Source organism: Serratia sp. 3ACOL1 (assembly GCF_003668775.1).
In the GTDB taxonomy this organism is placed as follows: domain Bacteria; phylum Pseudomonadota; class Gammaproteobacteria; order Enterobacterales; family Enterobacteriaceae; genus Chania; species Chania fonticola.
Genome location: NZ_CP033055.1, coordinates 1,861,564 through 1,882,005 on the forward strand (window position 1 = coordinate 1,861,564; position 20,442 = coordinate 1,882,005).

At 49.9% G+C, this 20,442-nt stretch carries 13 protein-coding genes; 6 read left to right on the forward strand and 7 right to left on the reverse strand.

What is annotated here, in order from left to right:
- Positions 1–45: 45 nt before the first annotated feature.
- The 7 genes from D9980_RS08580 to D9980_RS08610 all read right to left on the reverse strand — a co-directional run bounded on the left by D9980_RS08580 (position 46) and on the right by D9980_RS08610 (position 7,407).
- Positions 46–792, reverse strand: coding sequence for a KDGP aldolase (locus D9980_RS08580; RefSeq protein ID WP_121607020.1), 747 nt, complete (start codon positions 790–792; stop codon positions 46–48).
- Positions 779–1,903 (reverse strand): DgaE family pyridoxal phosphate-dependent ammonia lyase, encoded by a 1,125-nt coding sequence (locus D9980_RS08585; RefSeq protein WP_121607021.1) that lies wholly within the window; start codon positions 1,901–1,903, stop codon positions 779–781. The genes D9980_RS08580 and D9980_RS08585 overlap by 14 nt, the downstream gene beginning before the upstream one ends.
- Positions 1,904–1,913: 10 nt before the next feature.
- Positions 1,914–2,774 carry a PTS system mannose/fructose/sorbose family transporter subunit IID gene (locus tag D9980_RS08590; RefSeq protein WP_161629439.1) on the reverse strand — a complete coding sequence of 287 codons (861 nt, stop codon included), beginning with the start codon at positions 2,772–2,774 and terminating at the stop codon, positions 1,914–1,916.
- The gene (locus tag D9980_RS08595; RefSeq protein ID WP_021806649.1) at positions 2,774–3,520 is read right to left on the reverse strand and encodes a PTS sugar transporter subunit IIC; all 747 of its coding nucleotides are present in this window, start codon (positions 3,518–3,520) and stop codon (positions 2,774–2,776) included. Before D9980_RS08595 ends, D9980_RS08590 begins: the two co-directional genes overlap by 1 nt.
- 32 nt (positions 3,521–3,552) lie before the next feature.
- On the reverse strand, positions 3,553–4,038 hold the full coding sequence (locus D9980_RS08600; protein WP_121607022.1) for a PTS system mannose/fructose/N-acetylgalactosamine-transporter subunit IIB: 486 nt from the start codon (positions 4,036–4,038) through the stop codon (positions 3,553–3,555).
- A 5-nt stretch (positions 4,039–4,043) separates the two neighbouring features.
- Complete coding sequence (locus D9980_RS08605; RefSeq protein ID WP_217437165.1) at positions 4,044–4,460, reverse strand: PTS sugar transporter subunit IIA; 417 nt, start codon at positions 4,458–4,460, stop codon at positions 4,044–4,046.
- A gap of 136 nt (positions 4,461–4,596) precedes the next feature.
- Complete coding sequence (locus D9980_RS08610; protein ID WP_121607023.1) at positions 4,597–7,407, reverse strand: sigma 54-interacting transcriptional regulator; 2,811 nt, start codon at positions 7,405–7,407, stop codon at positions 4,597–4,599.
- Positions 7,408–8,279: 872 nt separating this feature from the next.
- Between D9980_RS08610 and D9980_RS26840 the strand changes: the two genes are divergently transcribed.
- The 6 genes from D9980_RS26840 (at position 8,280) to D9980_RS08640 (ending at position 20,001) form a co-directional block, all read left to right on the forward strand.
- Positions 8,280–9,809: a hypothetical protein gene (locus D9980_RS26840; RefSeq protein ID WP_202913980.1), complete on the forward strand. Its 1,530-nt coding sequence runs from the start codon at positions 8,280–8,282 to the stop codon at positions 9,807–9,809.
- A 20-nt stretch (positions 9,810–9,829) separates the two neighbouring features.
- Positions 9,830–10,270 carry a toxin-activating lysine-acyltransferase gene (locus D9980_RS08620; protein ID WP_121607024.1) on the forward strand — a complete coding sequence of 147 codons (441 nt, stop codon included), beginning with the start codon at positions 9,830–9,832 and terminating at the stop codon, positions 10,268–10,270.
- A 26-nt stretch (positions 10,271–10,296) separates the two neighbouring features.
- Positions 10,297–14,121 carry an AMP-binding protein gene (locus tag D9980_RS08625; protein ID WP_121607025.1) on the forward strand — a complete coding sequence of 1,275 codons (3,825 nt, stop codon included), beginning with the start codon at positions 10,297–10,299 and terminating at the stop codon, positions 14,119–14,121.
- Complete coding sequence (locus D9980_RS08630; protein WP_121607026.1) at positions 14,118–18,260, forward strand: non-ribosomal peptide synthetase; 4,143 nt, start codon at positions 14,118–14,120, stop codon at positions 18,258–18,260. The genes D9980_RS08625 and D9980_RS08630 overlap by 4 nt, the downstream gene beginning before the upstream one ends.
- Positions 18,261–18,760: 500 nt before the next feature.
- Entirely contained in the window at positions 18,761–19,621 is an 861-nt protein-coding gene (locus D9980_RS08635; protein WP_121607027.1) for a TcdA/TcdB catalytic glycosyltransferase domain-containing protein, read from the forward strand.
- The gene (locus tag D9980_RS08640) at positions 19,618–20,001 is read left to right on the forward strand and encodes a TcdA/TcdB catalytic glycosyltransferase domain-containing protein (protein WP_238393694.1); all 384 of its coding nucleotides are present in this window, start codon (positions 19,618–19,620) and stop codon (positions 19,999–20,001) included. The genes D9980_RS08635 and D9980_RS08640 overlap by 4 nt, the downstream gene beginning before the upstream one ends.
- Positions 20,002–20,442: the final 441 nt, after the last annotated feature.

Consider the following 20,442-nt stretch of genomic DNA (forward strand, 5'->3'; position numbering starts at 1 on the left):
AATTTCGCTAGCCAGTAAGTGCGGCAGATTCAGGCGCCACGCGCCTTAGCGCAGGATCTGTTTGATGCCTTCCAACAGCAACGCGACCTCTTCGGCACGGGTCTCTCCGCTGTGTGGATCGATGATGGAACTGTAAACGTGTGGCATCACCTTTGCGACTCCGGCGTCAAGGCAGGTTTCCAGTATTGGCAGGAAGTTTTGCGTATCGATCCCGCCGGTGGGTTCGATCATGGTCATGCCATTGCGTACGCAACTTTCCGCCAATGCGCGCAGTTCTGCCAGCGACGACAAGCCCCCCATTGGGAAGAATTTGGCCGCATGCCCCCCCAGATCGAGGATCATACGCACCGCGCTGTCACAACTCACCACGGCGGGCTCGCCCTGGCTACTGTGAACTCCGGTGGAAATGATCACCTTCCCTGGCGTTCCGGTGGGCGAGATCAAGGCATTAATGCAGGTATTGCTGATACCTCGGGCTGCCAATGCACCCGCGGCAAAACCACAGCCGGTGAAGGTCTGGTTAACGTGTGCGGGCGCGGTGGCTGCCGCAATCATTGCCGCCTTATAAAACTGTGCCGCCGACCCCGCCCCCAAGCCAACGGAAATTGCCGGGATTTGCTCCATCCAGCGTTTCACCTCGGCCACGCCCTGCTCAACGTTGGTGAACTGCGCCGAGATCACCCCAATTGCGGCATGCCCTTCGGCGGCATGGTGTACCTGTAACGCATTGGGGATATCTTTGGCCAGCACGTTGATGGCCACGCGTCCCTGGTAAAAATCAAGCTGTTGCATGTTGCCCCCTGGCCTGTTGCACAATTTCCGTCAGCCGCGCCACGATCAACGCAAAATCGTCGTCGCGCAGCGCCCGTGGATCGAAGCTGAAGACGCCCTGATTCAGCCAGTAATGGCGGGTGTAAATCGCCACCTCGCCAGTGCGTAGTAGCTCTTCCACCTGATAGGCAGTTAATCCTAATCGGGAGGAGTCCACGCTTACCCGCACCCGATAAATCGCTCGCCCGGCCTCATCCTGTTCGATTTCAGCCTGTAGACTAGGCAACGCGGATATCTGCTGTGCCAGATCGTGCAACGCGGGTAATTGGCGGCTCCAGTCCGGCTGATGTTGCTGATAATGATCCAGCGCCATCACCAGCCCCACCATGTTCTCTTTACCGATCTTCATCGCTCGCGCAATACCGTTATGCTGGGCCTTGCAGCAGGCGATCCATTGCCGATCGCCGGTGACAAAACCGGAGGTCGGTGCGTCCAGCGCTTTAGCCCCGCTATACACCACCATGTTGGCCCCGGCTGCCACATAGGCCCGCAAATCTTCCTCTGCGGCTGCATCCACAATCAGCGGCAGCCCGGCATCACGGGCCACGGCGACAAAATCGCTCAGCGCAACCATGCCCTTTTGTACGCAGTGATGCGACTTGACGTAAAACAGTGCCGCCGTCTGCGCCGTGATGGCCTTGGCTAATTGCCAGCGGGCCGCCAGATTGCTTTGCCCTACCTCAACCACTTTACCGCCACCCAGCCGGATAGCGGTGGTGATCGGCGCACCGTAGTCAATGTTGTGGCCACGTAGCATGACGATTTCATTCGCCAAACCTTCACTGCACGGCATCTGAGCCACCCGCTCCGGCTCCCCTCGTGTAATAGCTGCCGCGACCGCAATAGCCACCCCGGCGGAGGCGCAGGAGGTCACATAGCTGTCTTGCGCACCGGTATGCTGAGAGATGAGCTCGCCAACGCGATCCACCAGCGCATCAATTTCCACAAAGGCTGACGCCGCCTCGGCCGTAGCCGCCATCACCTCATGCGGCACCGAAGAAACACCAAGGATGGTCATCTTGCCGCTGGCGTTGATCACCCGTTTCAATCCGAGCCGTTGATAAATATTCATCGCTGCTCCGTTACAAAATACCCAACAGGGAACACACCACGCTCAGTACCACTACCGAAAGCAGAATGGTGGTATAGCGCGGCCCTTTTTTGACCAGATAGAAGTAGATCGAGAACACCGCAGCCAGCGGCAACAGGCCGGGGGCGATGGAATCCAGGATCTGTTGCACCACCACCTCGGAACCTTCCAACGCGCTGATTTTCAGCGGTGAGGTGATCTTGACGTAGCTGGCAGACAACGCCCCCATCATGATCAGCCCGAGCACGTTGGCCCCGTAGATCAGCTCTTTTATCTTGCCCCCTTGCAGCAGCCCGATGATCGATTCCCGTCCCAGCGTGTACCCTTTGTGGGCTAAGCCGTAGCTGATCGCCATGGTGATCACGGTATACAACACCACCGGCATGATGCCACCCATGGCGCTGCCGTTGGCCGCAAAGGGAATGAAGATGGCGATTAACAGCGGCATGATTGCCGCCCAGACCACCGAGTCACCAATCCCGGCCAGCGGTCCCATCAGGCCGGTTTTAATCCCGGTGATGGACGAATCGGAAATCGGCTCGCCACGGGTTTTCTGTTCTTCCATGGCGATGGCAACGCCCTGGATCACCGCACCGAAGGTCTGTTCGCTGTTGAAGAAGTTCAGGTGGCGTTTCAGCGCCTCAACCTGCTCTTCTTTCTGCGGATAGAGCTTTTTAATAATCGGCGTCATTGAGGCGCAGAAAATCAGGCTCTGTAAACGTTCATAAGAGTTGGAGACTTCGGCTCCCAGCCAGTAAATAAACCAGGCCTTGGTGATGTCCCGCTTGGTCAGCACGTTGGTTTGCCGTGCTCTTTCCACCAGCTCGTGTTGCATGATGTCGCTGCTCATGATCAGGCTCCCTCACCTTTGGCCATGTTTTTAACCAGGAATGCCGCGCAGGTACCGAAGATGGCCATCGCCATGATGTCGACCTTGAGATATAGCACCGCGAAGAACCCGGCAATGAAGTAAGGCAGCAGGCTTTTCTTGCCGATAACCATGATGGTGATCGCAAAGCCCAGCGCAGGCAGGATGCCGCCCATGATTTCGAACGAGTGGGTCAGCCAATGTGGCATCAGCGCCAGGAATTTCTCGACCACGCCCTGGCCGAAATAGTTGGCGGCAAACACCACCGGGAAGCGGATCACCAGGCCAAGCAGTGCCGGATACAGGAAGGCACAGCGCATGATCCCGCTGATATTAGCCTCTTCTGCATGCTTATCGGCCATATGCACCCAGACGGCGTTCACGGTACGGCGTAACTGGTCAACGAACACGCCGATCACCCCAAACGGGATTGCCAACGCGATCGCCAAGTTAGGATCCATCCCCGCTTTCACAGCGATCGGCAGTGCGATACAGGCCGCCAACGCCGGATCTGAAGGGACGTTCCCGCCCGGCGTAGAAGTCACGCCCAGATACACCAACTGCATCCCGGCACCGATGATCATCGCCGTTTTCATATCCCCCAGCAGGAAGCCGACGAATACCGCGATGGCGATGGGTTGCACCAACATCCCCGAAAGGGTGTAGCCCAAGCGCAGGCGGGCAAACCAGTAATACAGCCCCATACAGATGGCAACGGTCAAGTTATCCATGTTATTGCTCCTAATCGATCAGATGCCGAATATCAGAACTTCTTCAAAATATCTGCCAGTGCCTGCGGCTTGTCTTCCGGGATGGTCTGGAAGAACACCGTCACACCGCGTTGCTGTAGGTCTCGCAGGATCGCCACATCAGCCTCATCCAGCGTGATGTTCTGGAATACCGCTTTACGGTTTGGCCCACCGCCTAGGCCTCCCACCTGGATATTTTTGACGTCAAACCCGTCGACTACCGCCTGTTGCACCGAAACCAGGTTCGGGAACAGGACCAATACGTTGCCCTCCCCTAGTTGATTCTCCCGCCAAGCCGCCGCAAAGCTCTGGTTGCCATAGCAATCCACTTTCACATTCGGCGGAGCAGCCATCAGATAGATGCTTTTCATAAACGGATCGGCTTCCAGCTCATCACTCACTACCGCGATACGGTTAGCCTGCGACTGCCCAACCCACTTGGTAACGACCTGGCCGTGGATCAAACGGCTGTCAATGCGGCATAAAACGATATTGGCCATAATGATTATTCCCCTGATGTTATTGATTTAATTTGTTTAACTACGTCGAGGCAGCTGTTGCGCCCCAGTTCAACCAACTCATCGAGATGGTTGAGAAAATTGCCCTGCTCGCGTAAATCGATGGCAGCTAGCAGCAAGGTGGCGTTCAGGCCGGAAATCACGCCGATGGCGTAGTCGCGGCTCAAGCGTGCCGCCACGTTGGAGGTGGTGCCGCCGATAAAGTCGGTGAGGATCAATGAGCCCTCCGGCATGGTTTTCACCTGTTGTTCAACACGCTCATGGAACTCCGCCAGCGTGTCGACCGGCATCAGCGCGATATCGAACACCCCGCTGGTTTCGCCAATCACCATGCGGACGCTTTCACGCAGTTGTTGGCCCCAGCCGCCGTGGGTCAGTAGTAAAATCTGTGGTAATGCAGCCAAAATGGCCTCCTGGCAATCTATTGAAAGTCATCGAAAATTTCCGTTCCCTAGAGATATAGCAATGCCTGTGCCAACTTTGTGGCACGCCGGAGGAGGTCAGTGGAGAGCGGGCCTTCAAGGCCCGCCGGGGAGGGGTTTAGCGGTAGAGTAGCTCGTAGATATAAAAATATTCCGCATCGGACAGGCGGATAGAATAGGCACGTTCAATCGGCGAAAACGCGTCTTTGATGACAGAAAACGCCTGTTGGTCGATATCCTGCTGGGCATCCAGGGCAATCTGTAACGGTTTGTGGCTTAAAACGATACGCTCCACCATGCAACAGCAGTGGATCAGGAAACGAAGTGTCACCTGCCTTGAAGGCTGCAGATCCAGCGTGCGGCAAATCTGATGCAACACCGCTTCGATCTCTTGCAGAATACGTTGGGGATTGAGCACGGAAATATGGTTGATGATGCTCTCTAGCGTCAGCGCGCTGATAAAGCGCATTGAACAACGCTCCACCTGCAACTGCCGTTCTGCGCTGCCAAGATCCGGGTTCAACAGGCTGAGCACCAGTTCCGGCCCCTGTTCGGAGAACAGCTCTTCCAACGCGATAAACGGGATATCCGGCAAGCCAGGCTGGAAGGTGCCCACGATGCCCACCAGGCGCTCATTCCCGCCAATCGCCTGACGCAACCGCTCAAGGCTGCGCACCTCGTTGTAATCCACCAATACCATACGGGTGTCTTCCGCCATCAGCTCACCGAAGCTTTCCTCCAGCACTTTCTTGATCTTCACCGCCGTGCCCATTCCGGTGATACAGGAGATTGCCAACACCTTGCCGGTCTCATCTTCACGCTGGTCGTAAAGCTGATGGGCAATCCCCTTGCTGGCCATCAGTTGCATCAAGGGGGCGAAATCACTGGTTTCATAGGTCAAATCCAGCCCAATCTCCAGCAACGCCCCCATGGTGATGTTCTGGATCAGCAGCACATCGATGTGGAACAGTTTGCTGACGGTGCTGGCAAAGTGCACCAACGAGCCGATATCCACAATCAGGATCAAGCGCTGATAGCGCTTTTCCCGCAGTGTCGCAATCAGTAATTCCAATGTGTCATGCACCGACTGCTCGAACGGCATATCGATGGCGGTAAACAGCTCACATTCCAGCACCCGATTGACATAGTGCGCCATGCTGCTGGCCGTGGTGGTGCCATGGCCGATCAACATGGCACCGCAGTCAGGATTAACCTCCTTGCGCTGGCGGAAGCTACGGCACTCCTTCAAAAACAGACACAGGTAGACGATTTCCGTCGATGGGCATTGGATGTGGAAGATTTCATTGATTTTGCGGCATAGCTGGTTGGCGTTGTCGTACTCATCCTTACAGTAATCCAGGATCAGGCTGGAGGAGTACAGGTTAGGGATCAGCCCTTTCTGCACGTAGGAAAGCAGCGCCAGTAGGTGTTTACGCAGATGGCCGGCCATATTCTGCGGCAGCGGGAAACCCAACACCTGTTCGATGCAGCCGATCAACAGGGTGATGCGTTGCTCAACCTGGCCGCCATAGTAGCGTTCCTCGCTTTCCCCACCGTTGCGGCTGTACAGCCCATATTCAAAAATGGTGCGTAGCTTGTTCTTCAGGATCGACAGGGTTTCCTGCGGCGGCACGTTGCTGTTGCGCAGGTTGACGTATTCGCGCGTCAGATAGGTATAAAACAGATCGCTGTCCTGCTCGCTGCTTAAGGCGCTCAGATGCTGCTTGAGCTGCTCCAGAGGCTGTGAACTGATGTCCAGATACTCCTGCTGACCAAATAGCGCATCCACCAGCAGGCGGCTGCTTGCGCTGGCAGAGTGTGGGACATCCATCAGCCGCTTATCCAGCAACAGCCTTGGGCTACTGTGTCCCATCCCGCTGGCCCAAGCCTGGGCACAGAGGAATTGGATATCGCTTTTGAGTTGGCCGATGTTGCCGCTCAGCGGTTTCTCCAACAGATAGAGCAGTAATCCCTTATCCAGACGGATAATACGGCCAATCTTGTGGCTCTCAAGCTGTAAGAAACCGGTAATGATTTCTACCTGTTCCTCCAGCGAACGTTCCCGCAGTGCCGGTATGACAATCGACACCTGAATACGCCGCAGGAAAGTGCGTAGCAGCGTTGAGTCTGGGCTTTCGGTGGTAGCGCAAATCAGCCGTACGCTGATGGGTCGGGCTTTATCGCTTGAACCCAGTGGCCGATATTCACCTTTATCGAGGATCGAAAACAGTTTCTCCTGCCCTTCGTAGGGCAAGCGGTGAACTTCATCGAGCAACAGAAAGCCACCGTCCGCCTGTTCGATCAGACCACGTTTGCTTTCAATCGCGCCGGTAAACGCGCCCTGTTTGTGGCCAAACAGATGGGATGAAAGCAGCTCCGGGTTATGGGCATACTCGGCGCAGTTGAAATACACTAACGGGATTTGCCGCTGTGGCTGTTGCACCGTGGCGAATTGGTGCATCACCTCGGCAAAGAAGGTTTTCCCCACCCCGGAAGGCCCGGTAAGCAACACATGCAATCCACCGGGGTAAAGCACCGCCGCCTTGCCCTTCTCTACTGACAACCGCAGACTGCGGTCATAACCAATTACCGTATGAAAAGGGTCATCACTGGCTGGCTGCGGCAAGGATTTGGCGGGTAATAGATCCAGCAAATCTTTTGCTTCCAGCCTGTCATCTGGCAGCGACTGCTCAATCAACTGCTCGCAGACTGCCCGGTGCAAAAACAGCACGGGACGGGATTTAATCTTGATGACCAACCGATCACCGTGCAGCTCGTTGAGATCTTTACTGACGGAGTTACGTGCCAATCCCAGGTTGAAAGCGATGGTTTCCGCGGCGAAACCGCCAGCGCTTTGTTCAAGCGTTTCCCGGCTAAGCGTAAGGGTAAGACGTTCCAGCTCCTGGCGAACTGCATCTTTACGTTTCATTTTAACCTGTTGTTATTATTAATTATAAAGAAGAAAAAGACGGTAATTGGCAAGCTTACGGTCCATCTCGCCACAGGTCATCCTAATACAGGGGTGTGGAAGACGGCCACAGCGAAATGGAGTGTTGTGGCATTTGCAGGCAAAAAAACCAGGTTTCTGTCCGAGCCTTTGGACAACTTCAGCGACTTTTAAATGCGAAAAATTCAGGTAGCATGCGCCTTAGCAAGTGATAGAGAGTTCCCCTAGCTATTCGACTTGCTATATTCCATGCACTCATGGAGTGATATTTACCCTTGAGGGAATGTTATTGCCATTGCTCCTTTCATCAGAACCCCAATCGTCAACAATTATAGATACTGATTATATTTAGAAGGATTACCCCTTCTTTCATCAATACAAAAAACCAGCATTAACTACCTGCGGAAGCCCTTATGGTGGGATATACCATTTTCCAAGCGGACCTTGGGAATAATTATGGAAACATCTATTGACTTTTCAGTTTAATCGCTGTAGCTTTTTCATAAATGATTATCATTAGCATTTAATATTTTATACTATTGCAGCAAAAGAAAGTCATTAAATACGCGATTGGACTTATAACATCGGCAATTTATGGTTCTACAATGGCATCTTTTTTGTATGTCACCACTCACAAGGATGGAGTCTACATGAGAGCATTAACGGGTATTGAACTATCATTCCTCCATGATTATGAAGGTAATAACTTATATGATCCGACATCTTTTATTTTCGATATTACAAGCACAATAGGATAATCACCTACGGTAATTTCATTAGCAGTCGAATTTCAACAGAAACGGCTGCCTAGGTGTATTTTCAGATGATGGAAAAATGATAATAAGGATATTAAAATGATCAGCCTCTCTGCACTTAATGAGTGTCTAGTTCCCTTTACGGCAAAAAAGATAGATACCCAACTACTTTGGAGCAATGTTTTAGACGATGATGAATTGGCAGAACTGAAAACGGCAGCCAGTTATCTTATCAAAGATAATAAACAGCATTCTCTTTTCGATACCTGCACCCCGCTTTTAGCAGATGAAAAATTATTTTATGCCGAACGCTACGGCGGAGGAGCTATCTCACGCAACGGCGGCGGTGCTCGCTGCGGTTTCGATGGTCGCTGGCAGGTTAAAGGCATCGGTGCCAATGCATTGGTCGGTAGAGGGTCCAAACAGGTCGATGGTGAACTAACGTTGACGGGGGCAGTGCTAGAAGCTCTATGGGGAAACTTAATGGCCAAGTTGCTTCCATATGGTGCTGTACCCAATAAAGCGATATTACTGGCTGACAATATCAGCGTTAAAAATGCGCCATCGGCATCGTCAACGGTGCATGAGCGTCGGGCTTTATTGGTGCGCGAACCCGTGATTCGCCCCGCCCATTTTTGCCGCGCTCCGTACTACCAACCCCATGCAGCAATGCTCTCGCAGCCAGCGGATGCTATCCGAGTGGAGAAATTGATCGCGGTCGTTCCCTCTCTATTACCGCGCCCTTTGACGCTAGATGAAGAACAATGGCTTACGTTGCCGCAAGAAGAACGGGCCTTATATGGCCTTTGCGAACTGGCCCAACGTCTTGCTACCCAGATCGCCTATTGTCGCAGCCGTCATCTGGTGATGATGACATCGCCATCCAATTGCGATATGCAAGGTCGACTGCTCGATTTTCACGGCATGCGCAGCGTGTTTCCCGGTGAACGACAAGAGGCTGGCCGCAGCTATATTCAGCACAAAAAGCTGAACGAGGATGCGCCGTTACTGCTGCAAGGCGTACTGGATCTTGGCTTTTATCTGGCCAAGTACCGATTCGGCCCAGAATTTCTTGCTGCAACACAACAGGGTATTAATGCTTCTTTCAACTTCACCTATGGGCAGACTTGTTTGCTAGAGAACCTCGCAATAGCGGGTTTTGATAAAACGTTTTTACAAACTTCGATACTTACCGATGACTTGATAGCCTTCGGCGCTCGCCTGCAAAACATATTTGACTTGTCCGCTGGCATCTTCACCCAGCGGCAAGGTCTGGGCCAGGGAAATACGCATCCGGCTATCACCCTGCTACACCAGTTGGTCGACGCTTCCGCAAACGGCGTTTCTACACAAAATTCTGCGACAGCGGAGGAGCGATTCTCGCAAACTTTCCATCAGCTATGTGAGAAATATCTCCACGAATCGCGGTCAAAGGGCAAAAGCAGTACTGAACTGCATAAAGAGATGAAAGATACCGTCAGCAGGAGGCTGGGTTCTCGTGCCTTTATGAACCGTGAAACCATCTATCAGGAAATAGCAGGTTGGCACGGTGAAACAGATAAGATCACCGAACAATTGCAGACATACCAAATGCGCTTCGAGCGCCAGGCGATAAATGTGTTGCAATAATAAGTCTAAGGAGAGATTTAGTGAGCTTTGTCAAAGAAAACTGCCACGGTAGAAGTGAATTCAACCAATATGAAAACTTAGGTTTTGCCCTTAGTTGCATGCTGATGAATAGCAATTACAGTTTGTATCATGTCAAAACACTGCAACTATGGACTCAACAAGCCATCAATCAGAACCAGTTCAAGATCCTGTTCGATCATATGGACAACCCTTTAGGATATATTACCTGGGCCTATTTTAGAGAAGATACATTGGCACGTTTCATCAGCGAACCATCATTCATCCCCCATAACTCCGAATGGAACGAAGGAGGGGCACTATGCATTTTGGACTTTTGTTGCCAACCTGGTAGTGCCCGACTGTGCATGGACTATCTTGCAGGCATAGCACCGATAATAGATAACGACACCGTTTTTTGGCGTGCAAAAAGATCCGGAAAGCTGATGGTTGTGAAAAAATAACAACGACAAAGTCGGGGGGAGGAGCCATGATCAAAAATAAATTACTGGATCCGCAGGTTGGGTTTTATTACGGCAACAAGGTCAGCAACGACAAGTCTATTTATAACATCGCTGAATATGTTGAAATAAGTCACCCGCTAGATATCGCGCGAATGAAGGACGCCATTGATTGGGTGTTCAGCCAAACGCCAACGCTTTATACAATGTTTGCAGAAGATAATGGGGTTCCTTATCAATGCACCAAAGTGTGTAACGCTGTGGTGGAGTTAGTGGACCTATCGCATCATGGCGATAGCATGGCCGTTGCTCTTGCGCTAATGGAGGAAGATGCCGGGCAGCCATTTTTGTTGAATACACCACCACTATTCAGACAAAAAATCCTGTCGCTGGGTGAAAACCATTTTCTATGGTACTTCTGCAGTCATCATCTGCTGCTCGATGGCTATAGCGCCTATCTGCTGATTCATCAAGTCGCTGAAACCTACCGAAATTTGCCCTTGCAGCTACAGAGGTTATCCGAAACTCCGACACTCGATGAACTGCTCAAAGCAGAGTCCGAATACAAAATTTCAGCGGGCTATCAGGCGGACAAACAATTTTGGCATAAGACCTGTTCCCAGCTACCAGTCCCAACGACACTAGCTCGTACCAACATGCCGTCGGGGCGGGTTATCCGTCACACAGAGTCTTTTCTGTGCTCGGCTAGTCTCTTCTCACTGCAAACCAACCAGCCTTCCTGGATGGCGAGGATCCTGGCTGCTGTGATGGTCCATCTGTATTTTTGCACTGGCGAAAACGCACCGGTGATCGGCATCCCCATGATGGCGCGCAAGGGGCATCTTGCACGCCAAGCATTAACCTGCCAAACCAACGTACTCCCGCTGGCCATAGACATTAAAGAAACCACCACCGGGCTACAGTTGGCGCATGAAGTAGAGCGCAAACTTAAACAGATCAAAAAACATCAAGCATTTCGCTATGAAGAGATAAAAAGCATGCGGGGCAACGCCAGCCACTCGCCGTTGTTCAATATAGTGGTCAATATCATTCCCTTCGAGGCATCGGCTTCGTTTTCTCCCACGCAGCGCAGCGTAGTACGCAACATACGCTCGGGAGGCGCTCAGGATCTGGTATTCAATTTACGTCCCAATATCAATAGCCAGACACTTCGCTTGGAAATCGACGCCGACTCGGGGCTTTATGATCGAGCTAGCCTGGCACGACACAGCCTGGCGATACAAAAACTGTGCTCATTGCTGCACAGCGAACAAGAAAACGCCTCTGTTCGACAACTAAGGCAGCATTTCCCACTTTCTTTGTACGGTAAAGAACACGATAGCGATGTCGTTGATGTCATGCAACGCATTGAACGCACGGCTACTCATGCACCACAGAGCCTCGCTATTTGTACGCCGGAACATCCTTCAAAGTCTCTTAGGGAACTGTCTTACGCGCTTTTGCAGCAGCAAGTGATCATCTGGTCCAATTTGCTGGCCTCTGTCCGCTCAACAAATACGGCTCTGTTGATCGACCTACCCAAAGGGCCAGAGGCCGTGATCTTTATGCTGGCTTCACTGCAATTGAATATGCCGTTCGTTAATCTGAACTCGAACGCCGATGACGCAGAATATCGCCGTTTGCTAGAGCAATTTGACGATGCCATTTTGATAACCGAGCGCACGTTGAATCGCCATTCACTGCTCCGCGCCTCGTTCCACTGGCAAAGTTTGGCGCTGGCTGTACCAAAGGATTACACGCATTGCGCCCTTTTCCATCGTCGGATGCCTGCCAACAATACCGAGTTTCCCGCCGGGATCGGCTATATCATGTTTACATCCGGCACCACCGGGGTACCCAAAGGTGTTATCTGCGGCAGATGGGCGCTTAACGTTTTCACCGCCGCTGCAATCGAACGCTACAACATTGAAGCGCACGATCGCGTCTTGCAATTTGCTCCTCTGCATTTTGACGCCAGCATAGAAGAAATTTTTATGACGTTAGCAGTTGGCGCCAGTCTGTATATAGCTCCCGACGCCTCAGCGCACAGTTTTCCTGACTTGTTAGAATTCTGCGCAACGCATCGCCTTAGCCTGTTGGATCTCCCCACCGCCTATTTTAACGAGTTACTGTTTGCACTCGGAGGAGAACTGCAATTGCCGGCAACGGTCAAAACAGTGATCGTCGGAGGGGAAAGCCTTTCGGCGCGCGCCAAGGAGCTCTGGTTCTTACAGCCTCCATGCGGTAGGCGGTTAATCAATACCTATGGCCCGACCGAGGCAACAGTGGTGGCTACAGCCGCAGAGGTCAAAAACGATGATGCCGCCATTACAATCGGCTCCCCGCTCAGCGGCGTATTCGTAGCGATCGTCGGCGAGAATCTCGCAACGGTTCCACTGGGGTGCAGCGGCGAACTGTTAATCGCCGGGGCTACTGTCTGCTTGGGGTACCTAAATCAGCCAGCACTGAGCGCGGAAAAATTCGTGACGATTGAGATGGGCGATCGACAAATACTCGCCTATCGCACCGGTGATATCGCCTGCTTGGATCAGGACCGGCAGCTATTATTCCTTGGGCGCAAAGTTCACGAAACAAAAATCGCAGGCAAGCGAGTCAACATGCGCGAAATAGAAGCTTGCATCGGCAGGCTCCCCGGCGTTGTCGAAGTCGCCGTGTTGGCAAAAAGTGGCGACACTGGCGCAGTGCTTTACGCGCATTATCACAGCCCGCAACCGCTGGATGAGCTTAGCCGACGCACGCTGTTCGGGATGCTGCCCAACTCGCACATTCCCAAAAGCTTCATACATCATCAAACGTCACTGGTAAAACTGCCTAACGGCAAGATCGATTATCGCACGCTTGAACGGCACTCCGTGGAATCAACGCTGAAAGATGAGTTGCACTCTACAACGTTCAACGCATTAGTCCAGGAAATTTGGCTGAGGACGTTGGGCAGTGAAGATGGCGATTTTTTCACTCTCGGCGGTGAGTCCTTGCAAGCGATAAAAATCATTAATGCACTTAACGCTTACTGTCAGTTCGATTTGAACCTGCGGGATATCTTTGAACACCCGAGCCTCGCAGAATTTTGCCAACATATTACACAGCTGGCACTCTCACGTTATGGGCTAAGTCAACACCATCTGGATATTCGCTGCGCCATCAGCCGCTGTCTATCCGTCAATGCGAACTCGTCGACAAGCCCCGTGCTGTTTTTCCAACAGCCCGAAGGCCCAGACGAACGCCGTTTGCTGGAGACCCTCCCCTCCGAACATAACGCGCGCATTCTCACGTCGCAGGAAGATGTTCATTGCTATACAGGGCAACTGCTGGCTGCCGCAGTATTTAACGTGCCGGAAGCACCTCTGCAATATGCAAGCTGGCTCAACACCCTACCTCCATTGTTGCACGCACTGGCGGGGAATGTGCAAAAAATGATCTTTCTGTGTAACGCTTCAAGCAGCACCAAGATCACGCAAGATCTATTGAACGGATACCGGCACGAAAAGCTGCTGTTGCTGCGCAAAGCCGATCACAGTCTTAGGTTCATCGATGATGGCTTAGTCGAACTGATCGCCCTTTCAGCACAGTTGGGATACTTTCCCCATATTCGATTTGATACCGCCAATGAGAGGCTGCGAGGTTGCGTACTTAAGAGTCTCGGCATCGACGATGGAGAGAGTACCGATCACCAAACTGCTTTCGCTGCGGTACAACAAAGGAACCCTGGGGTACAACTTTGCGACTTGTCTTACTGGCTCAATTTAATTGCCGCGAACAGCAAGCAGCAGCCATGTCATGGAGGCAGTGACAAGCAAGACGTAACCCCCCTTAGGGAAGGAGTGAGTTTATGAGCGTAGCAGGCCTTATACATCTGATGGAAATGGCAAAAAAAGGTGCCAACTTCGGCAAGCTATCGCCACAGCATCTGGAAATCGGCAATATCACCGATGCCGAAATCAATGCCGCGCAACCAGACATAGCAGCATTTCTGTCTACATGCACAACGGCTAAATCCGCGCAGGACGAAGGGAAAAAACCGAACTATCTCGTCAACCGTTATGCGGGACAATACCTCTGGCTATACGAAAACTTCACGAAAAATAGCCCCATGTATAATATCCCGATAGCCAAGGAGATCATCGGAACCTTTGAGCCCGCACGCTTGATTTCCGCGTTGAAAAAAATGCTTAAACGTCATGCTGCGCTATGCGGTCACTATCAGCTTGACGGTGAAAACATCGCCGTCGATATCGTTTCCCTCGATACGACCATTTTTGAACGTTGCCTGGAAGATATCAACACGCTTGATGAAGAGGCGCAGCAAAACAGCGTGATGTCCGCTCTGGAAGCACAATGCAGCGTTCCGTTCAATCTTGGCGCAGAACTCCCACTGCGTTGCCGTATCCTGAGAAAAAACGCGCAGCACCACTATCTGTTTTTGACCTTCCACCATTGCATAGTGGATGGCTGGACTGCCAACTTACTGGTTGACGAACTCAGCCGTGACTACTGTTCTGATGAGGAGCATCGTCCTCAGTATGACGACAGCCATGCTTTTTTCCGCTTCCTTGAAGATCCTTTTCTAACCGTCGCAAACGTCAATGAGAGCCTTGCGTTTTGGCTCGATGAGCTGCGCTATGCTCCGGAAAAACACTCATTGGGCTATGACATCGCCATTACTGCAACAGATAAAGCGCAAAACATCGTCAGAGAAACGCTGGCGGGCGATTTGCAGCAAGCCTTGACGCAACAGGCTAAACGCGCCGGTACGTCACTATTTGCATTGCTGCACACAGCCTTCGCTCTGCTCATCGCCAGGGAGTCGGCTTCGGAACGAGTGGTCATCGGCAGCCCGGTAGCCAACAGAAACGAACCGGCATTAAACTCTGCCGTTGGCAGTTTCGTTAACACTGTAGCTCACCAATTTCATATCAACACAGACGACAAATTCAGTACTTTATTGCAAAAAAGCGCCGATAAATTTGCCCGCGCGTTTAAGCATCAGGGACTGCCTTTCTCCTATTTGGTTGAACAATTGAAACCTGCACGCGGCAAATTTCATCCCATTTTCCAGATCATGTTCGTTTGCCAACATCGCAAAAACAACGAACTGATTTTTGGTTCAGCGCAGGTTGATACGCTGCCGAGAAATTATGCCCCGCCTAAATTTGATCTGGTGCTGGAAGTCATCTCCACCATGGACGGCATTCAATTTGAATGGCAATACAACGCCAAGCTGTTCGCACCTCAACGCATCAAAGCATTGTCGCAGGCTTACGCGCTACTGCTGGAGCAAATTTCACACGATCCCATGCAAGCCGTCGGCCGTTACTCCCTAACGCCAACTGACGATATCGCGCAATTGCGCAAGCTTTCTATGGGCGCGGAGATGCCGGAGTTTCTTCACCAAAACCTTTCGCAGCAACTGTGGCGCGCCGGTAACGAACATGCAGCCCTGCCAGCATTGATCGAAGGTGAGCGCGTGTGGAGCTACAATGAACTGCTGCATCATGCTAGTACAGTCGCATATTGGCTGGAAACTCATACTGTTCAGGAAGCACTGATCGCTATCGATCTCCCTCGCGGTGCGCTGCAAGCCATCGTGGCGCTCGGTATCCTTCTGTCAGGCCGCGCTTATTTGCCTCTCGCAGAGGGACTGCCGGACGCACGCGTCGCTGACGTTATCCGATTGTCGGGCTGCAATTGGGTTATCAATAACGCATCACATCGGCACTCTCGCTATCCGTTGGATACCCATTGTCAGGATCTGGATACGATATTTTCCACATTCCGCTTGCATGATGAATTTCATTTCACTCCAGGGAAAGCGCATGATCTCGCTTATGTCATTTACACCTCGGGGACAACAGGAACGCCGAAAGGCGTGGCAATCGAGCATAGTGCCATCACCAACACCCTGTTAACTATGAACTGGCTGTTCCATGTTTCTCCTCGGGACAACATATTAGCCATCGCGGATTTGGCTTTCGACCTGTCGGTTTATGACCTATTCGGCAGTTGGTTAGCGGGTGCCACGGTCATCAGTTTGTCGGCGCAAGACGCCAAAGAACCAGCCTCATGGCTGATTGCAATACGGCAAAACCAGATTAGCATCTGGAACTCTGTCCCCGCCATATTGCAAATGCTGCTGCAATATTGTGAGCAGGAAAACATCGCTTCCTTGCCTGAATTGCGACAAATCTGGTTGAGCGGAGATCGCATTTCGCCACGGTTGATCGCACAAGCGCACAGACTATGTCCCAACGCGTGCATCACCAGCTTGGGCGGTGCGACTGAAGGGGCGATCTGGTCGATCTATCATCCTATTACGCGAGATACACAATACAGAAAAGCAATACCTTATGGTGTAGCTCTGCCCAACCAGAACATGTGGATATTGGATGAAAATCATAAGCCGTGCGGCTATGGCGCAACAGGTGATATCTATATCGGTGGCACTGGGGTAGCACGCGAATATTGGCGCGATCGGCAAACCACCTCCGACAGTTTTATTGCGTGCTCAGAGCTCGGTGGCCGTCTGTACCGCACAGGCGATCGCGGTCGTTGGAATCGCTGCGGCTATATCGAATTTCTTGGCCGCGAAGACCAACAGGTTAAATTACAAGGATTCCGTGTCGAACTGGGAGATATCGAGTTCGTTATTAAAAACAACGCACTGGTTTCGGAAGCATGCGTAGTATGCTGCAACGATCCAGACAGTGGCATACGTCACCTAGAAGCTTATATAGTATTGACGCCAGAGGGAAAATCGAGTGCGCAAGCGGAAGTGCAACTGCGAGAACATGTGGCCTCCGCGCTACCTGCCTATATGGCACCAACGCGATACCACGTGATCGAACACTTCCCACTATCCCGCAATGGGAAATTGGATCGTTCATTATTATCCTCGAAAGATGCTCTATTACAGGCACAACCTTGCCCCATCTCTCCAACGATCACGGTTGAGTTGCAGCATCTACAAATGCTACTGGCAGAAACGCTGGGTTGCGAGCCCAATCAGATAGATCCCCACGCTAATTTCTTCGGCAATGGCGGCAGTTCGCTGTCCGGCATTACCTTCTTGGGGAAAATTAAGCGAGCCTTAAACGTCGAGCTGACGCTGGCGGAAATTCTTGGCTACCAACAGTTAACGTCTCTTGCCGAACGCATTCATCAGAATAGCCCGTTAGCGCTGTCGGTACTGTCCGAGACGGTAAAAAGTCCTTCACTGCCTACACTGTATTTGGTACATGGTGCTGGTGGACAAATTCACCAATACAGCAGATTGATACAGAAGTTGTCTCCTTATGCCAACGTCAGAACGATCGCCAGTCCGGGATTGGCGGGGCCAGGAGACAGCGTCTCCGTGACCATGCAGCAGTTGGCTGCCGCGCATTTAGCTAGCATTCCACAAAGCGAACGTGCATCGGCAGTGATCGCAGGTTGGTCGTTGGGCGGTCAATTAGCCATCCATATGGCGGCCTTAGCCACACAGCAAGGCGAGTCATTTGCGCATGCTGTCGTCATCGATAGCAGTTTACCGTCGTCGTCCCCGTCGAAGAAACGTCACTTTAGCGTCGCACAGTGTTATCTAAACCTTTTCGATTCTCTCGGTATAGCTCGTCGTTTATACCAGCCTGGAAAAACGCCACCTCAGAGCAATGCTATCGACGAAGTCAGGGGGCACTTCGTTTTGAATCAGTCTGTCCTTGCTGAAAAAATTACGCTTGAGCATGCTGAAGCCTTTTGTTTGGCGATAAAAAAATCGTTCGAACTGACTGATAGCGCAGGTGAACTACCGAAACTCAACATTCCGTTGACGTTATGGCTTAACCAGGAACGATTACGTAAACAACCCGACCTTTCACAGAAGTGGAGAGCACAATCATCTCATAATGTTAGTATCACCTGTTGCGCAGAAACGCATTACAACATTCTTGACAGCACATTGCTTCATAATACGTTGAAATCTCTATTGCTCAATTTGTAATGTCTGATAGAAGAAATGCGATAGAGAACATACCAAATATTTAGCAGCTATTTTTATTTGACACATTTTGTTTCTAACATTATCAAATACTATCTTATAACAGGAGGTGTACCAAAAAATTAATCCTATCCGTATCTGATTTTGCTTGGTTTTTTCTTAATTAGATAAAATCGAACATTCGATATATCTAATCCTTATGTAAAAAAACAATTCAGTCAGAGCATTGCAACATGCGGGTTATGCACACCAACCCACGAAATAACACACTAAATATAGAGAGATTAACATGAAGGAATTATCTTGAAAACGTTTCTGGTGGTTACAGCGGTATTCTTGCTGGAGCATCTGGTTTAGGCAATAACAGCCCTAGCACAAATGCTGGCACTATTATAGGTTCAAGAGTACCTAGTAATAATGGCTCTTCAAATAACAGCCACTTTAACCAGAACTGAACATTTAACCATTGAGAATGCCCTCCTTGAAGGAGGGCATTATGACAAATGAAAAAGCTAAGCGATAAAATAGCCACACTGCGAGAAAAAATTTTTTATAGCTATATAATTAAACCTAATGAAATAAAAGGAAAACACAGCAATGAACTATTAATCCTATTAGATATACTTAAAACCGTTTACGTTGAAATTATATCTAAGTCATCGTACAACAGTAAAGAAGCCAACATAAACTCCATCGCCGAAACATTTAGCCATGCAGCTATCGCTTATGAGTCAGGGATCGCCAGCAATATTTTGAAAAGTCTTATTTTTATCGATGAGTTACTTATTTCCATAGAAAATAATTTTCATGACATCCCTATGTACATCCTAAAAAAAAAGCTATTAGCCTTATACCAACTCGCGTTTAACTCAAATACACACAAAAAATTAAACAACAAATTAATTCACTTTATTTGGATTGGTGAAATATCAAAAATTCAACTCAAGCATGTTGAGTTATGGGCAAAGCGTAATAATGACTATCGTGTTATGTTATGGATGGATCCCAAAACACTCTTAGCAGGTGAGCTATTGAAAGCAAAAAAAGCAACATTGCGTTCCGATGAAACCTCAAAGGACGAAGCATTGCGAGTACAACGCCAATGTTGGTACTTTTCACAGGAGAGAAATATATTTAATGACGGAATAATAGCAGAATATCTTACTGATGTATCAGGTAAAAAATTCTCGAGTCGTTATATAAATAAAGCACGTAAGGAATTTGTTAACATCAAGTCAAGCTATCGCAACATAAAAATAATGGATGTTAACACCCTAATTAGTAAATATGAAAACAGGGGGGGCTTAAAATTTACAATTTTGAAATATTCTATAGAACTAATCTCGCCGCAGCATCGGATGTGATAAGACTACTGGTTCTATCAGAGTTCGGTGGTATTTACATTGATATCGATACGTTACCTAAAATAAACATTGATTTTCCACATACTGAAAGATATTTAATCGATAATAGTCTGCACGAACAACACAATGAAAAAATAGAGGCAATGAAAAACACAATGACCTTTGAAAAATTTTGGGAGATAGAACATAAAGAAAGAAAAATGTTTGAGAGCAATGACTGCTTCGATAGCTCAGCATTGTTCAGTGCCATGAAAAAGGATTTATGCAACACTGGAAGTAACACTATATTCTGCAGTTTGAAAGAAATAAGAATACCATTCGACATACCTCTACTCAGTAGACATAAAAAAAGAACAATGTGTTTTTTAGTAACGTTATAGTCGCCAACAGCAATTCAGCAGCAATAGACCTATCGCTAAAGATTATAAATGAAAATTATAGAAAAATATTTTTGTTGGTAGAAAGCAACATCCAGAATGATTTTATTTTCAATTATGCTCTTGATGGATACAAAAATAATTCGAGGGTAACGTTGAATATCTCAGGCCCTGGGGTTCTACTAAGAGCAATTTTCTTAACAATAATTGACACCTTAGAATTACCACAAGATATACCGGAGTCTGCATTATTAGGCTTTTTAAATACTCACTTATCCTTCACCGAACAGACGATGGAAACAGAGTCAGGCCTAGCTTCATCGTGGATGAAATAGAAAGCAGAGTCGAAAAATGACGACCCTGCTTATTTAGGTTATTTACTATTTAATTTATCTAACCTTTTTTCACAATAATCATATGCGAAAAAAGCGACAACGAACTGTA

Coding starts and splice junctions, on each gene's coding strand:
- D9980_RS08580 (WP_121607020.1), bottom strand. CDS start 792: ATGCAACAGCTTGATTTTTACCAGGGACGCGTGGCCATCAACGTGCTG.
- D9980_RS08585 (WP_121607021.1), bottom strand. CDS start 1,903: ATGAATATTTATCAACGGCTCGGATTGAAACGGGTGATCAACGCCAGC.
- D9980_RS08595 (WP_021806649.1), bottom strand. CDS start 3,520: ATGGATAACTTGACCGTTGCCATCTGTATGGGGCTGTATTACTGGTTT.
- D9980_RS08600 (WP_121607022.1), bottom strand. CDS start 4,038: ATGGCCAATATCGTTTTATGCCGCATTGACAGCCGTTTGATCCACGGC.
- D9980_RS08610 (WP_121607023.1), bottom strand. CDS start 7,407: ATGAAACGTAAAGATGCAGTTCGCCAGGAGCTGGAACGTCTTACCCTT.
- D9980_RS26840 (WP_202913980.1), top strand. CDS start 8,280: ATGATCAGCCTCTCTGCACTTAATGAGTGTCTAGTTCCCTTTACGGCA.
- D9980_RS08625 (WP_121607025.1), top strand. CDS start 10,297: ATGATCAAAAATAAATTACTGGATCCGCAGGTTGGGTTTTATTACGGC.
- D9980_RS08630 (WP_121607026.1), top strand. CDS start 14,118: ATGAGCGTAGCAGGCCTTATACATCTGATGGAAATGGCAAAAAAAGGT.
- D9980_RS08635 (WP_121607027.1), top strand. CDS start 18,761: ATGAAAAAGCTAAGCGATAAAATAGCCACACTGCGAGAAAAAATTTTT.